Genomic DNA, 14,316 nt, shown 5'->3' with positions numbered 1-14,316 from the left:
ACATCCCGCCAGCTCACGCTCTTGCACAGCACATAGACGATGCCCCGCAGAGCAGCACGGTCATCCGCCGGCAACCGCCCGGGATACCGATACCGTCGAGGCGCAGGGGCCGGCAACAGCGGCGCCACACGTTCCCACAAGTCATCAGGCACAAGATCAACAGGCACTCACCAGATCCTGCCGAAACAACACCCAACTGCCAAGCCCCACACCAAACTTCATTCTGAAACGATCAGTTAAGCGATATGCCGCCCGAGAGGTCTTCAAAGAGTGCTCCAGACCATGTGTTGTTGGTGTGTGTGCTGCGAACGACCAGCCAGGCTGCCGGGGGAATGACTTCCCGGCCGGTCACTGCTTGCGACTGGTCGATTCAGACGAGCGCCGGTGTGGGAGTGGGCAGGTAGGGGGTGATGTTGCGCCACGCGCGCTCGATGTATTCCTCCTTCTCGCCGACCGGGGCGACATAGTGCAGTGCGCTTTCAGCGGCGTCGTTGCCCTCTAGGCGGGCGATGATCCAGATGGCGAGATAGTGCGAGGCGAGGCAGCCGCCGGCGGTGGCGATGTTGTCCTTGGCGTAGAAGGGCTGGTTGAGCACCTCGACGCCGGCGGCGATGACCCAGGGCTTGGTGGTCAGGTCGGTGCAGGCGGGGATGTCGTTGAGCAGGCCGAGCCTGGCCAGCACGAGCGCGCCGGAGCACTGCGCGGCGATGAGTTGGCGCGAGGGGTCCAGGCCGCGCAGGATGTTCATGATCGCCGGGTCTTCGACGACCTCGCGGGTGGCGATGCCACTGCCGATGATGACCGCGTCAGCGGCGCACGCCTCCTCGAGAGTTGACATCTGTTCGATGACCACCCCGTTCCTCGACGTCACCTTGGGGCTGGGGGTGGCGATGGTGACGCGCCAGTCGTCGGTCTTTATGCGGTTCAGCACGCCGAGCGCGATCAGGGAGTCGAGCTCGTTGTAGCCCTCGAAGGTGAGGATGGCGATGTGCATGACGGCTGTCCTTCCGGATGAGTGCGTCTCGACCGTAAGGACCCGCGAACAGGACAGTCAAAGAATTGTCATGGGTACAATTCGGTGCATGGCAGCCTCGCGGTACAAAATCCTGGTCGACGCGCTCGCATCCGACATCCGGACAGGCCGGCTCGCCGCAGGCGTGCGGCTGCCGACACACCGCGGGCTCGCCGCCCGCGAGGGCATCGCCCTGGTGACCGCGACTCGGGTGTACGCCGAGCTGGAAGCGATGGGCTTGGTGAGCCGGGAACCGGGCCGCGGCACGTTCGTGCGTGACATCGCGGTTCCCGCTGGCCACGGCATCGATCTGCACGTCGTCGCCACGGACGTTGTCGATCTCAACTTCAACTATCCGTCGCTGCCCGGCCAAGCCGATCTCCTGCGGCAGACTCTGCGAGAGGTGGCTACCTCCGGCGAACTCGACTCGCTGCTGCGCTACCAACCCCATCGAGGACGTCCCCAGGACAGAGCCTCGATCGCTCATCACCTGAGGCGTCGAGGGATCACTCCTGACGCGGACCGGATCCTTATCGTCAACGGTGCGCAGCACGGCCTGGCCGTCACCGTCATGGCCACGCTCAACGCCGGCGACGTCGTCGCGGTCGACGCCCTCACCTACCCGGGTTTCAAGGTGCTCGCGCATGCCTTTCATCTCGACGTGGAGCCCATACCCACAACCGCCGACGGGCCGGATCTCGATACCTTCGAGAAGCTGTGCGCGACCCGCCCAGTGCGCGCTGTCTACACCATGCCCACCTTGCACAACCCTCTGGGGTGGGTCATGTCGGCAACCGACCGGACCCGTCTGATCGAGATCGCTCGGCGGCACGGTCCGCTCATCATCGAAGACGCCGCATACGCCTACCTGGTCGAGGATCCTCCACCGCCTCTGGCTGCAAGTGCACCGGATATCACCGTCTACGTCTCGACACTGTCCAAGAGCGTCGCCACCGGCCTCCGGGTCGGCTTCGTCGTCGCCCCGCCGTCCAGGGTGCCGTCGCTCGAACGCGCGATTCGGGCGACCACATGGAACACCCCGGCCCTCACCACCGCGATCGCCTGCCGCTGGATCGAGGACGGCACGGTGGACCAGTTGGAAGCGCGGAAACGAGAGGACGCCAAGGCCCGCCAAGCACTCGCCAGACGAGAACTGACTGGCCTCCCCCTCATCGGCCACCCCTCGTCCTACTTCACATGGCTGACCTTGCCCGACGACGCGCGCGCCGATCGCCTGACCGCCACCCTCGCGCGTCAGCACATCTCGGTAAGTACAGCGGAGCCCTTCACCACCACGAAGCACACGCCACAGGCCCTCCGCCTCGCTCTCGGCTCGACCGATATGGACCGTCTCCAGTCGACGCTGCGCACAGTGAGACGAGTCGCCCTCGAGGACGCCTACGCCTGAACCCCACTCGACGGGCCGACTCCCGACGCACCGGCCTGCGGACGGGAAGCCGTCGGCGCTGGTGTGTGGGGCCGGTCGGCCTGGGATCCGAGTGCCGGTGTCGGAAGAGGCCGTCCGTGCGCAGTTGAACCTTCATGAATCGCCGTCTAGGGTGTGACGTGAAAATTCAAGTGAGGGGCCGGCCTATCGCCGGCCAGTGAGCGTCGACCGCTTCGTGCACGTCACACGCGACGAGACCGTCGGCCGCCGATGTGGGCGAGCCGTGTCTCCCGCACGCTCTCAGTCACCTTCAGCCGGCTCCTTCTTTTCCCGAAGTGGGTACCTTCATGTCCCGAACAGCCTTCAAGGCTCCCGGTGACGCGCACGCCAACCGCTGGAAAGCGCTCGTCTTCATCGCGCTCGCCCAGCTGATGGTCGTCCTCGACACCACCATCGTGAACATCGCCCTGCCTTCCGCCCAGCAGGACCTGGGCATCTCCGACGGCGACCGGCAGTGGGTCGTCACGGCCTACGCTCTGGCCTTCGGCGGTCTGCTCCTGTTCGGCGGCCGGGTATCCGACTTGTGGGGCCGCAAGAGAGCGTTCCTCATAGGCCTGGTCGGCTTCGCCGCCGCCTCCGCGCTCGGCGGCGCGTCAACCACCGGCGCGGCGATGTTCGGCGCCCGCGCCCTCCAGGGCGCCTTCGGTGCCGTGCTTGCCCCCGCCGCGCTCTCCCTCCTTGCGGTGATGTTCACGGACGGCAAGGAGCGCGCCAAGGCGTTCGGCATCTTCGGCGCGATCGCCGGTGGCGGCAGCGCCGTCGGGTTCATTCTCGGCGGCGTGCTCACCGAGTACATGGACTGGCGCTGGACGTTCTTCGTCAACATCCCGTTCGCGATCGCCGCGGCGACGGGTGCCTACTTCGTGGTCCGTGAGCCCGAGGGCGGCCGCAACCGCTCCCCGCTCGACATCCCCGGCGTCGTCCTGTCCACCCTGGGCCTGGTCTCGCTGGTCTACGGCTTCACCCGGGCCGAGTCCGACGGCTGGAGCGACACCACGACCATCTCTTTGTTCGTCGCGTCGGCGGTCCTGCTCCTCGCCTTCGTGATTACCGAGGCCAAGGTCAAGGCCCCGCTGCTGCCCCTGCGCGTGGTCACCGACCGCAACCGCGGCGGCGTCTACCTCTCCCTCGGTATCGCGATCATCGCGATGTTCGGCAGCTTCCTGTTTCTGACCTACTACCTGCAGGTCGTGAAGGGTTACTCGCCGATCAAGAGCGGGTTCTCCTTCCTGCCGATGGTCGCGGGCATGATGGTCGGCTCGACCCAGATCGGCACCCGTCTGGTGACCCGCGTCCCGGCACGGTTCCTGATAGGTCCCGGCTTCCTCGTCGCCATGGCCGGCATGCTTCTGCTGACGCGACTGGAGACCGGCTCGTCGTACGCCTCGACCGTCCTGCCGTCGCTGGTGCTGCTCGGGCTCGGCATGGGTACGACGTTCAATCCCGCCATGTCCCTGCCCACTGTGGGTATCCAGCCCCGGGACGCCGGTGTCGCCTCCGCGATGATCAACACCTCGCAGCAGGTGGGCGGCGCGATCGGCACCGCCCTGCTGAACACGATCGCCACCTCCGCGACGACCTCGTACGTCAAGGGCCACGTCGCCGACGCCCCGACAAAGCCGCAGCGGCAGCTGGTCCAGCTGCAGGGCGTGGTGCACGGTTATATCGTCGCCATCTGGTTCGCCGTCGGCATGCTGGTGATCGCCACACTCATCGTCCTGATCCTGGTCAACCGCCGCCCTGGCGGCGAGGGCGTCGAGGTCGAGGTGGCGGTGCCGGTGGTTGCCCATTGAGACACCGGTCACCCCCTGAGGAAGGGTGCGAGGGGGACGCCCCGTACCCACGGCTTCCGGCCCACCCCGGCTTCCTGAGTGAGCGGCTCGGCGGAGCCGGTGCAGATCCACATGAAGACCCTCGGTGACAATCCCCATGATCATGCCGACGATCTTCCGCCGTGCGGGGTTCAGCCGCTCGAACAGCGCCTGCCGCACGACGGTCGCGTGGCCCGGCCCGGTGCGTGCAGTACCTCGACGCCCTGGTCGTGAGCACCGCGCACTGGCCGCGCTTGTCGGAGGCGCAGTCCTCGACTGGCCGGATATCCCTCACGGCGTGGCGTCCCGCTGCGGCAGCTGAGAGGCGGTGGTCGTGCGGGGTTACTTCTGCTGCTCCCAGCGGTCGATGCGCTCGCTGATCCTCTCGGCGGCGGTGCGCAGGTTGTCCAGCTCGGCGGGGTCGAGCACGTCGAAGACGAGGTCGCGCACCCCGGCCACGTGTCCCGGGGCGGCTTCGGCGAGATGGGCGTGGCCGGCGTCGGTCAGGATCGCTTGGGTGTACCGGCCGTTGGTGGGGTCCGGTTCGCGGCGGACGAAACCCCGGCGTTCCAGCCTGCTGACCAGGTGCGAGAGGCGTGACTGCTCAGAGTTGGCGAGGACGGCCAGGTCGCTCATCCGCATGCGGTGTTCCGGCTGGTCGGACAGTCCGGCCAGGACGTAGTACTCGATGTAACTGAGGCCTGCGTCCTGCTGCAGCTGAGCTCCCAGGGCGGCAGGCAGTCTGTGCAGCATCATGGCGAACTGCTGCCAGGTCTCCCGTTCTGCTGCGGATAGCCAGCGGGGCTGATGGTTCGGGTGCCGAGACTGTTCAGGCATGCCCGGAGTCTATCCGGCATGAACGTTCACGAGACGCAGATCAGACTTGAACTTTCATGAGTTGTCACTCTAGGCTGTGACATGAAAATTCAAGTTAAGGGGTCGGCCTCGTACCGGTCGGCCTGTCAAGGAGAAGACCACATGAGTGACCTGAAGATCGCCGTCATCCTCGGCAGCACCCGGCCCGGTCGCAACGGCAAGGCTGTCGCGGACTGGGTGGTCGACCGCTCCGGCGCCCGCGCCGGCGTCGAGTACGAGCTGGTCGACCTCGCCGACTATCCGCTGCCTCACCTGGACGAGGCCATCCCGCCGGCCATGGGCCAGTACCAGGGCGGTCACACCCAGGCGTGGGCGGCCAAGATCGCCGAGTTCGACGGGTACATCTTCGTGACCCCCGAGTACAACCACTCCACCTCCGGCGTACTCAAGAACGCGATCGACTACCTGTACGGCGAGTGGAACAACAAGGCTGCCGCCTTTGTCTCCTACGGTTCTCTCGGCGGTGCTCGGGCCATCGAGCACCTGCGGGGCGTGGCCAGCGAACTGCAGCTGGCCCACGTGCGTCAGCAGCTGTCCTTCTCGCTGTTCACCGACTTCGAGAACTTCTCCGTCTTCAAGCCGGCGGAGCAGCACGACGCCGCCGCGACCACCCTGTTCGACCAGCTGGAATCCTGGGCCCGCGCCCTCGAGACGGTCCGGGTCTGACACTCTCGCCCGCCGGAAGGCGGGCGAGAGGACTTCCATCGCCGTAGCCGAGCGCGAACGCCGCGCCAGTGGCCTGTTCGGTCGGCTCCGCGGCTGAACCCGTAACGGGGCTCTGGTGACCCGAGGCCCCGTTACGGGTGTGATCCAACACTGAGGCTGAGTGCCACTGGGTCACCGAACGGCCCGGTCTGCACCTCGCATCGGCATCCTCTGTGCCACCCCTCGAGGAGCAGGACCTCACGTCCATCTCACGTGGCATCCCGCCGCGAACCGCGCGTACAGGTCCGACAAGGGCTACGACTACGACGTGACGCGTCCCCGGTTACGCGAACGCGGCGGCATCCGGCCCGGTTGCGCCCGCAGGGGCCATCGTGTCGTCCACCCGCTCGGCCGCCAGGAAACAGATCTGTTTCCATGTATGTTACATTCGCATCATGGCTAGTGAAAACACCAGGGACCGCCTGGTGGAGAGGCTGCTGGGAATCTTCGAGGCGCAACGCGTCCACGGCGGGTCTCCCGGGTTCTCTCTCAGGCTGCTTCTTCGTGAACATCGGCACCGAGTTCCGCGACCCGTCGCACCCTGCGGTGCGGCAGGCGCGCTCCCACAAGGACCAACTGCACGGCTATGTGCGCCGCCAGGCCGAACGCGCCGGGGCGTCCGAGCCGGAGGTACTCGCGGAGCAGCTCGTCGTGCTGCACACCGGGGCGGCCGACTGCACCCTGCTCACCGGCCACTACCCGGATTCCGTTCGTGCGGTGGTCGAGGCCCTGCTGACCGCGCACGGCATCGACTGGACAGACCTGCCCGTCCGGCATTGGGCGGCGGTACACATTCCCAAGAACACCGATCACAGCCGGCCGATGCCGGTTGGAGGGATGCCCATGCCTAATTTGACCCATCGGCTCGCCCTGCCCGCCTTCACCACCCGTAACCGCGTGTTCATGGCGCCCCTGACCCGCATGCGCGCCGCCCAGCCCGGTGACGTCCCCACCGACCTCATGCGCGAGTACTACACCCAGCGCGCCGGCGCGGGCCTGATCGTCACCGAAGGCACCCAGATCAGCCCCGAAGGCAAGGGCTATCACGCCACTCCGGGCATCCACTCCGAGGAGCAGGCCGCCGGGTGGCGCCGCATTACCGACGCCGTCCACGAAGCGGGCGGCAGGATCGCCCTCCAGTTGTGGCACGTTGGCCGCATCACCCACCCCGCCGTCCACGGCGGCGAGCCGGGCGTCTCCGCCAGCGCCCTGCCGTTCAACGGCACCACGAGGATCCAGGGCCCCGACGGCAACCTCATCTCGGTCGACGCGCCTACCCCGCGCGCCCTGGCCACCGACGAACTGCCCTGCGTCGTTGACGACTACCACCGTGCGACCCTCAACGCCCGCGCCGCTGGCTTCGACATGGTCGAGATCCACGGCGCCAATGGCTACCTCCTCCAGCAGTTCATGTCCACCAGCAGCAACCACCGCGAGGACGAGTACGGCGGCAGCCTCGACAACCGCGCTCGTTTCCCCCTGGAGGTTGTCGACGCCGTCGTGGACGCCTGGGATCCGGCCCACGTCGGCATGCGCATCTCCCCCATGATCAAGGCTCGCGGCCTGGACGACAGCGACGGCCTGGAGATGGGCCTGCACATCGCCGGTGAACTCAACCGGCGTGAACTGGGCTACCTCCACCTGGCCGAGCCCGACTGGGACGGCGGCCCGGAACTCGACGACGACTTCCGCATCAAGCTCCGCGAGGCGTACGACGGCGTCATCATCGCCGCCGGCAACTACACCCCCGACAAGAGCGCCCGCATCCTGCGCGCGGGCTGGGCCGACGCCATCGCATTCGGACGCCTCTTCATCGCCAACCCAGACCTGCCGCGCCGCCTCGCCGACGGTTCCCCGCTCAATGAACTGCGACCCGAGGTCATCTCCGGCGGCGACGCCACCGGATACACCGACTACCCCTCCCTGATCGGCTGACCGGCCATCGCGGGGCCGTACCCGAATGCCTCCCCCTGCTACGGCGTCGCGAGCCGGGCCGTGGAGTCCGCTCGAACGCTGACGAGTCGACTCACACTTGAACTTTCATAAGTCGCTACCTAGGATGTGGCATGAAACTTCAAGTTAAGGTTTGACCTCGCGTCAGTCGGTGTGTGTCGACCGTTTCGTGCACCGTCATCTGCTGCCGTTTCTGGGCGGGCAGCGGGCTCCGGCCCGCTCCGGGCGCGCCGGTCGCGGTCACCGTGACGTGAGCTCAAGTGCCTGACAAAAGGCTTGAGTTGATTGCCATGGCGACGGTGGAGCGATACGCGCACAACATCACCGCCATAAAAGGCTTGGCAGGCCGCTGAGGGGGCCTCCGTTCGGTGCGGAGGGCCCAGTGAAGGTCTCCCGTCCTCGCAGCGGGGCGATGCGGAAGGAATATGCGTTGACAGAGCAGTTGCGGCTGATGGCGGTCCACGCGCACCCGGACGACGAGTCCAGCAAGGGTGCTGCCAGCATGGCGAAGTATGTCGCCCAGGGCGTGGATGTCCTGGTGGCCACGTGCACCGGGGGAGAGCGCGGCTCCGTTCTCAACCCGAAGCTCCAGGGTGACCCGGAGGTCGAGACCAACCTCCAGCAGGTGCGGCGCAAGGAGATGGACGCCGCCCGCGAGATCCTCGGTGTCAAGCAGGCCTGGCTGGGGTTCGTCGACTCCGGTCTGCCGGAGGGGGCCCCGCTGCCTCCGTTGCCAGAGGGCTGTTTCGCGCTGGTGCCGGTGGAGAAGGCGGCTGAGCCCCTGGTCCGGCTGATCCGGGAGTTCCGCCCGCACGTGATCACCACGTACGACGAGACCGGCGGTTACCCGCACCCCGACCACATCATGACGCACAAGATCACGATGGCTGCCTTCGGCGCGGCCGGGGACCCCGACGCCTACCCGGAGTCCGGTGAGCCGTGGCAGCCGCTGAAGGTGTACTACAACCACGGCATGTCGATGGCCCGGATCCGCGCCCTCCACGCCTACCTGGTGGAGCGCGGCCACGAGTCCCCCTTCGGCGAGTGGATCGCTGACTGGGACAAGGAGGGCCGCAAGGAGCGCGAGTTCACCACCCGGGTGCAGTGCGCCGACTGGTTCGATGTGCGCGACCGGGCGCTGATCGCCCACGCCACCCAGATCGACCCGGGCGGCCCGTGGTTCCTGGTGCCGCTCGACGTCCAGCGCGAGATCTGGCCGACCGAGGAGTACGAGCTGGCCCGCTCGCTGGTCGACACCTCGCTCCCTGAGGACGACCTGTTCGCCGGTGTCACCGCCGACATCACCGTCTGACCCTGCCCTTGCCGATGACCCCACGAGGCGGCGTCTCGACTCCGCGGAGCTTCGCGGTCAACCTCACGCCAGGATGCCTGTGTTGACGCTGATCAGCGCGGCAGCGTGATCACTCGCGCTGCCGTGCACTACTTGGTGAGCCACTGCCGGACCTCGGCGCGTTCGTGTCGGTCGCCCGGTTGATCCCCACCGGGTACCTGCGTGCGGAAGGCGTGACGGCAGCCGCGTGTGGGGCACGCCAGACGCCGCACCCGCACACGGACCACCACCCGCCGTCCATCGACCGGAACGTCGGCCGCGGTCCGCAGATGGTGCACCCGGGTCGCCTCAGCCCCCCAGCCCCGACACACAGCCGAACCCTCGGGCGTCCGTGTCCGCACCCAGATCCGCTCGCCTTGGTCGACCACCTTCTCGACTGCCAGGGGGCTCAGCCCCATAAACACCGATTCACAAGCTCGTTGGCCCGGGATGGGCTGAATGCTCACGAGTCGACTCTCACTTGAACATTCATGAGTTGCGTCCTAGGATGTGACATGAAAGTTCAAATGTGTGGTCGGCTTCGCACCGGACGGTGAGCGCCGGCCGCTTCGGGCGTTAGGGAGAAGACATGTCTCGTACTGTGCAAAGTGTGTCTAGGGTGGGCGGGAAGGCCCGGAACATCGTCCTGTGGGTCCTTCAGGTCATTCTGGCCAGCGTGTTCGTCATGGTGGGGGCTTCGAAGTTGGCCGGCGCGCAGGACATGGTCAAAATCTTCCAGGACGTAGGTGCCGGGCAATGGCTTCGGTACGTCACCGGCTCCCTGGAGCTGGCCGGGGCTGTACTGTTGCTCGTTCCCCGACTGAGTGTCCTGGGGGGTCTGATACTCACCGGAGTCATGACGGGCGCATTCCTGACCTGCTTGTTTGTGATCGACGAAAGTCCGGTACCGGCAGCGGTGCTGCTCGTCCTGGCAGCAGTCGTCACGTGGAACCGCCGTGAGCTCACGCTCGGCATCGTCGGCCGAAGCGGGACGTCCGCTTGATCGGTCCGGGCCCCGCCGGAGGGCCCGGTCTCCGTTGCTCATGAAGTCGCACGGTGCCGTCCGCGGGTCGGCACCGTCCGTCTGTGCGAGCAGGGCAGTCGGTCCGTCCGTGACGGCCACCGTCTCAGGTGTACCCGCCCCGCGTACCCGGCCACCCGTATCCTGAGCCGGCCACGTTCGACGTGGGCTCCCGCGCGGACCAGGGGCACCGGGTGGGCCCGGTGATCGCGTGCACCTCACTGTCCGGCGCGCGTGCGCCCGCACAGTGCGGGCGATTGAGCAGGCCCTCACGGCGAGCGGCAGAGCTGACCGGGCGAGGTGAGCTGAGCGTGGAAACCGCGGAAGGCCCGCGCGCCGAGACCAGGGCGATCCTGTGCGCCTGCGGGCAGAGTGGCCATCAGCCGTACTGCGATCACGCGGGGCCCTGCGGTGAGTGATGTCGCGGTGACCCCGCCTGGGCGCGCAGCACGCTCCCGCTCCTCCAACAGCCCCCATCACCGACGGCTTTCGGCGCCCACACCGAAGAGACGACAGCCGCCGGGCCGCTGACCTCACGCCTGACCAGCGGAAACACAGCGATCGCCGACGGGAACTCCCGGGACACGGCAGACCAGTCTCCGGCGCGTACGCCTGGTAGGCGGTGACCGGGGAGTGCGTGCAGGCCCGAATCTGGTATGTCGGGTTCTGCCACGGGGACCAGGGTGGGCGCACCGGCTCGCTTTGAACGCCCACGAGTCGCTCACGATCGAACCTTCATATGTCACCGACATAGGATGTGACATGAAAGTTCAAGTAAGTGGCCGACCCTGTACCACTCATCAAACAGTCTCTCGCGTGCTGCCGAGGAGTCCCACCATGTCATCCCCCCAACAGGCCCCCATCGGCGTGGGCATCGTCGGTCTCTCCGCCAGGCGCGGTTGGGCTGCCCAGGCCCACCTGCCCGCGCTGCAACAGCTGGACGGCTTTGAGCTGCGCGCACTTTCTGCGAGCAGCGCCGAGTCCGCGCGGCAGGCCGCGGAGCAGTACGGAGTCGCGCGGTCCTTCGGACGGCCGGCGAACTGGCGGCGGCCGACGAGGTCGACCTGGTAGTGGTCACCGTGAAGGTGCCGGACCATCGGGAGATCATCCAATCCGCCCTGGCTGCAGGGAAGATGGTGTTCTCCGAGTGGCCATTGGGCAACGGACTGGCCGAGGAGCTGGCGACCACCGCTGCCGAGCGCGGGCTGCACACCTTCACCGGACTGCAGGCCCGGTCCGCCCCGGCAGTGCGCTACCTGCGCGATCTGGTCGCCGACGGCTACGTGGGCGAGGTGCTCTCGACGAGCCTGGTGGCCTCGGGCGGAGGCTGGGGAGCGGTCTTCCCTGAAAACGGCGCCTACCTGCTGGATCGCGCCAACGGCGCAACCATGCTGACCATCCCGTTCGGGCACACCATGAGTGGCCTGACCATGGTGCTCGGCGATGTCGAGAAGGTCACCGCTGTCACCGCCACCCGCCGCCGAGAAGTCAAGGACCCGCAGTCCGGCCGGGTGTACCGGCCCGACGTCGCCGACCAGGTGGTGTTCGGCGGCGTGCTCTCCTCCAGCGCCGTGGCCTCTGTCCACTACCGCGGCGGCATCTCCCGCGGCACTAACTTCCACTGGGAGATCAACGGAACGGACGGCGACCTGGTCGTCACTGGCGACACCGGACACCTTCAGTTGGGCGAGTTCACCATCGATGGGGCGCACGGATCCGACGCCGAGCTCAGCCGGCTCACCGTATCGGAGCGGTACTTCGACCCCGCACTCCAGGAGCTGCGCAGCACCCCCGCATACAACGTCGGTGCTGCCTACGCGCAGATCCGGCGTGACCTGACGCAGGGCGGATCCGAGGTGCCTGACTTCGCCCAAGGAGCCCGACACCACCGACTGCTCGACCGGATCGAGCGCGCGGCGGAGCACGTCTGACTCCTCAGCAAGGCGGCCTCACGCGGCGGGAATCCGGGGCGCTTCCGGCGTGGCCCTGGTGGCTGTGCTACTCGGTCGGGATGACGATCACCGACGCCATCCACCAGGCCGTGCTGAAGGTCCCCGCCCCGGCCTGGACACCCGCCGTCGAACGGGACGGCGAGATCCGCGACGGTCCCTGGTTGGCTGAACTCGACGGCGACGTACTGGCGGGCTGGCCCCAGGGGATGCGGCTGATCGTCCGCAAGGAACGGCCCGACCCCGGCGCTCAGTTGCGCATCACCGACGCCGACGGACTACGGCTCACCGCGTTCGCCGCCAACACCACTGGCGCCCCGATCGCCACACTCGAACTGCGACACCGCCAGCGAGCACGTACCGAGGACCGCATCCGGGCCGCCCGCGCCACCGGCCCTTGGCAACCTTCCCCTCCACGACACCGCGCAGAACCAGATCCGGCTGGAGATCGTCCAGCTCGCGCTCGACCTGCTGGCCTGGCTGCCGATGCTCGCCCTGACCGGCCAACCCCGTCTCTGGGAACCCCGTCGGCTACGGTTGCTCTCCGCTGCCGCCCAGATCGTCACCACTGTCCGTCGCCGACACCTCCGGTTCGGCCGTCACTGGCCCTGGAGCGACCTGATCACAGGCGCGGTCCAGCGGCTCGACGCTCTCCTGAACCCCGGCTGACCAGCAGAGTTATCCGTTTGAACAGCCTGACTACCCCACCGGAGCCGTGGAACCCGGCGCCCACCTGACGCGACAGCAGGGCCACCGGCCTACCCACGACCAGCCCACAATGCCGAAACGGCCCGCCAGAGAAACCGACGGACCGTCACGAAAGATCGAGGTTTGATGTGTGCCGAGAAGGGCACCTGCCGGGCATCTGCCCTGGTCAGGCGCCGCTTTTCTGCGTTTAGAAGAAGCCCAGCTTCTTCGGCGAGTACGACACCAGCAGATTCTTCGTCCGCTGGTGGTACAGCAGTTGCACCCAAGCTGACCAGGGGAAATAGTAGCTGGTGCGGCTCTCTGGCGGGGTGCTGGTCCGGAAATGGTCCGGATCTTGGTCCGTATCGGCTTGCGCGATGTGTTGCTGCTGGGCGGGGCCTCCTCGGACCGGCGCTGTGATCGGCAGTGCGACGAGCTGGATTCCGCCGGGGACCTCCCCCCTTTTGCTGAGCAGGGCCGGCGGGTTCAGACGTCCGGGCGGCGGCGCCGAGTAGGCCGTTGAGGAAGTCGGTCGCCTCGTGGCCTTCGGCGGTCAACGAGTCGCAGCGGAGCCGTTCGGACGCTGCGGAGGGGAAGCAGGAGCGACAGCGAGGAGCACGGCGGCGCCCACCCCAGCGGACGACGCGGCACGCTGCAGGGGAGGAGCGGCCAGGGTCACTAGCCTCGGGCTTTCATGAAGCCCGGTGTCCGACGGGTGGTCGGGTAAACGGAAAGTGGCCCTGACCAGCAAGAATGAGGATTGTTGAGGTCCTTGTTCCTGCCACTGTCGGAGGCACTTTCCAGGTGAAGAAGCGTATCGGTTCCTACCCGCGTGTCCGCGTCGGGGGCCGTGGCCGGGCGGTGGTCTCGCAGGCCGGCGGTGTCCTGCTGGTCGAGACCGTCCGCAAGACCGGGCTGGATCGGGCGATATCGGCGGCGCTGGCGCCGTGGCGCAAGCCGCGAGCGGTGCATGATCCGGGGAAGATCCTTCTGGATGTGGCCCTGGCGGTCGGCTCGGCGGCGACTGCCTGGCCGATGTAGGGATCCTGCGGGCCGAGCCGGCTGTGTTCCGACGCGACAGCCGGGCCTTCAGCCAGCCCACACACCGCCGAACAAGCCGAAGCGGCCCACCAGTTGCCCTGATGAGCCGTCAAGAAAGATCGAGGCTAACTCACCCTCAGCGCGCAGCAATTGTGTACCTCCGAGGAGGCTGTTTCACTGAGGATGAGCCTCAAACCTCAAGGAGGGGCATGTCCAGCCTGGAAGATGCCGCAGCCGCTCACGCGCGTCAGCAGCGGGCAGAAGCCGACGCCGCAGCTGCCGCACGGGCTGCCGGGCAAGCCGCGGCCGAGCAGGAATTGCAGCAGGAACTGCAGCGCCTCGCGGTGCTCGGCCGAGAGTTCTTCGCCCTCGCTCGGCGACACGACGCCGTTGAATTCCCGCTGTACTTCCCGACGTTCGCCGCCGTTGGCTACACCTGAGTCCCCGAAACTTGCATCATCGCGGCACCCTGGATCAAGCACGC

At 67.4% G+C, this 14,316-nt stretch carries 13 protein-coding genes and 3 pseudogenes; 12 read left to right on the top strand and 4 right to left on the bottom strand.

What is annotated here, in order from left to right; all coding sequences use genetic code 11:
* Together ACFYP5_RS33480 and ACFYP5_RS33475 are read right to left on the bottom strand one after the other, a co-directional pair.
* The coding region (locus tag ACFYP5_RS33480) for a transposase (protein ID WP_389042825.1) at nt 1–167 on the bottom strand (167 nt) is incomplete at its 3' end.
* A gap of 203 nt (nt 168–370) precedes the next feature.
* Entirely contained in the window at nt 371–994 is a 624-nt protein-coding gene (locus ACFYP5_RS33475) for a DJ-1/PfpI family protein (RefSeq protein ID WP_389042807.1), read from the bottom strand.
* Between ACFYP5_RS33475 and ACFYP5_RS33470 the strand changes: the two genes are divergently transcribed.
* Together ACFYP5_RS33470 and ACFYP5_RS33465 are read left to right on the top strand one after the other, a co-directional pair.
* Nucleotides 981–2,420 (top strand): PLP-dependent aminotransferase family protein, encoded by a 1,440-nt coding sequence (locus tag ACFYP5_RS33470; RefSeq protein WP_389042805.1) that lies wholly within the window; start codon nt 981–983, stop codon nt 2,418–2,420. The two genes, ACFYP5_RS33475 and ACFYP5_RS33470, sit on opposite strands and share 14 nt — an antisense overlap.
* A 326-nt stretch (nt 2,421–2,746) precedes the next feature.
* Nucleotides 2,747–4,252, top strand: a complete 1,506-nt coding sequence (locus tag ACFYP5_RS33465; RefSeq protein ID WP_389042803.1) for an MFS transporter — start codon at nt 2,747–2,749, stop codon at nt 4,250–4,252.
* 360 nt (nt 4,253–4,612) lie between these two features.
* On the opposite strand, the gene ACFYP5_RS33460 is transcribed toward ACFYP5_RS33465, so the two are convergent.
* Nucleotides 4,613–5,107, bottom strand: a complete 495-nt coding sequence (locus ACFYP5_RS33460) for a MarR family winged helix-turn-helix transcriptional regulator (RefSeq protein WP_389042801.1) — start codon at nt 5,105–5,107, stop codon at nt 4,613–4,615.
* Between the two features lie 141 nt (nt 5,108–5,248).
* Between ACFYP5_RS33460 and ACFYP5_RS33455 the strand changes: the two genes are divergently transcribed.
* The 3 genes from ACFYP5_RS33455 (at nt 5,249) to mca (ending at nt 9,116) form a co-directional block, all read left to right on the top strand.
* On the top strand, nt 5,249–5,812 hold the full coding sequence (locus ACFYP5_RS33455) for an NADPH-dependent FMN reductase (RefSeq protein WP_389042800.1): 564 nt from the start codon (nt 5,249–5,251) through the stop codon (nt 5,810–5,812).
* 543 nt (nt 5,813–6,355) lie between these two features.
* Nucleotides 6,356–7,786, top strand: coding sequence for an alkene reductase (locus tag ACFYP5_RS33450; protein ID WP_389042798.1), 1,431 nt, complete (start codon nt 6,356–6,358; stop codon nt 7,784–7,786).
* 448 nt (nt 7,787–8,234) lie between these two features.
* Entirely contained in the window at nt 8,235–9,116 is an 882-nt protein-coding gene (gene mca, locus ACFYP5_RS33445; protein WP_389042796.1) for a mycothiol conjugate amidase Mca, read from the top strand.
* Nucleotides 9,117–9,304: 188 nt separating this feature from the next.
* Here the strand turns inward: mca and ACFYP5_RS33440 are convergent.
* A pseudogene (locus ACFYP5_RS33440) lies at nt 9,305–9,567 on the bottom strand (ISL3 family transposase); the annotation flags it as partial.
* 156 nt (nt 9,568–9,723) lie between these two features.
* On the opposite strand from ACFYP5_RS33440, the gene ACFYP5_RS33435 reads away from it, so the two are divergent.
* The 7 genes and pseudogenes from ACFYP5_RS33435 (at nt 9,724) to ACFYP5_RS33405 (ending at nt 14,272) form a co-directional block, all read left to right on the top strand.
* Nucleotides 9,724–10,137: a DoxX family protein gene (locus ACFYP5_RS33435; RefSeq protein ID WP_389042794.1), complete on the top strand. Its 414-nt coding sequence runs from the start codon at nt 9,724–9,726 to the stop codon at nt 10,135–10,137.
* A 128-nt stretch (nt 10,138–10,265) separates the two neighbouring features.
* Nucleotides 10,266–10,574 carry a CDGSH iron-sulfur domain-containing protein gene (locus ACFYP5_RS33430; protein WP_389042793.1) on the top strand — a complete coding sequence of 103 codons (309 nt, stop codon included), beginning with the start codon at nt 10,266–10,268 and terminating at the stop codon, nt 10,572–10,574.
* A gap of 418 nt (nt 10,575–10,992) precedes the next feature.
* On the top strand, nt 10,993–11,226 hold the full coding sequence (locus ACFYP5_RS33425; RefSeq protein WP_389042791.1) for a hypothetical protein: 234 nt from the start codon (nt 10,993–10,995) through the stop codon (nt 11,224–11,226).
* The gene (locus tag ACFYP5_RS33420; protein ID WP_389042789.1) at nt 11,226–12,086 is read left to right on the top strand and encodes a Gfo/Idh/MocA family protein; all 861 of its coding nucleotides are present in this window, start codon (nt 11,226–11,228) and stop codon (nt 12,084–12,086) included. Before ACFYP5_RS33425 ends, ACFYP5_RS33420 begins: the two co-directional genes overlap by 1 nt.
* 59 nt (nt 12,087–12,145) lie before the next feature.
* Nucleotides 12,146–12,773, top strand: a pseudogene (locus ACFYP5_RS33415) (transposase); the annotation flags it as partial.
* A gap of 822 nt (nt 12,774–13,595) precedes the next feature.
* Nucleotides 13,596–13,861, top strand: a pseudogene (locus ACFYP5_RS33410) (transposase); the annotation flags it as partial.
* Between the two features lie 180 nt (nt 13,862–14,041).
* Complete coding sequence (locus tag ACFYP5_RS33405) at nt 14,042–14,272, top strand: hypothetical protein (RefSeq protein WP_389042827.1); 231 nt, start codon at nt 14,042–14,044, stop codon at nt 14,270–14,272.
* Nucleotides 14,273–14,316: the final 44 nt, after the last annotated feature.

Origin of the sequence: Streptomyces sp. NPDC005262, assembly GCF_042872425.1 — a bacterium.
GTDB lineage: Bacteria > Actinomycetota > Actinomycetes > Streptomycetales > Streptomycetaceae > Streptomyces.
The sequence above is the reverse complement of the archived record's forward strand: the minus strand, read 5'-3'. Positions and strand labels throughout refer to the sequence as shown.

Coding starts and splice junctions, on each gene's coding strand:
- ACFYP5_RS33470 (WP_389042805.1), top strand. CDS start 981: ATGGCGATGTGCATGACGGCTGTCCTTCCGGATGAGTGCGTCTCGACC.
- ACFYP5_RS33475 (WP_389042807.1), bottom strand. CDS start 994: ATGCACATCGCCATCCTCACCTTCGAGGGCTACAACGAGCTCGACTCC.
- ACFYP5_RS33465 (WP_389042803.1), top strand. CDS start 2,747: ATGTCCCGAACAGCCTTCAAGGCTCCCGGTGACGCGCACGCCAACCGC.
- ACFYP5_RS33460 (WP_389042801.1), bottom strand. CDS start 5,107: ATGCCTGAACAGTCTCGGCACCCGAACCATCAGCCCCGCTGGCTATCC.
- ACFYP5_RS33455 (WP_389042800.1), top strand. CDS start 5,249: ATGAGTGACCTGAAGATCGCCGTCATCCTCGGCAGCACCCGGCCCGGT.
- ACFYP5_RS33435 (WP_389042794.1), top strand. CDS start 9,724: ATGTCTCGTACTGTGCAAAGTGTGTCTAGGGTGGGCGGGAAGGCCCGG.
- ACFYP5_RS33425 (WP_389042791.1), top strand. CDS start 10,993: ATGTCATCCCCCCAACAGGCCCCCATCGGCGTGGGCATCGTCGGTCTC.
- ACFYP5_RS33405 (WP_389042827.1), top strand. CDS start 14,042: ATGTCCAGCCTGGAAGATGCCGCAGCCGCTCACGCGCGTCAGCAGCGG.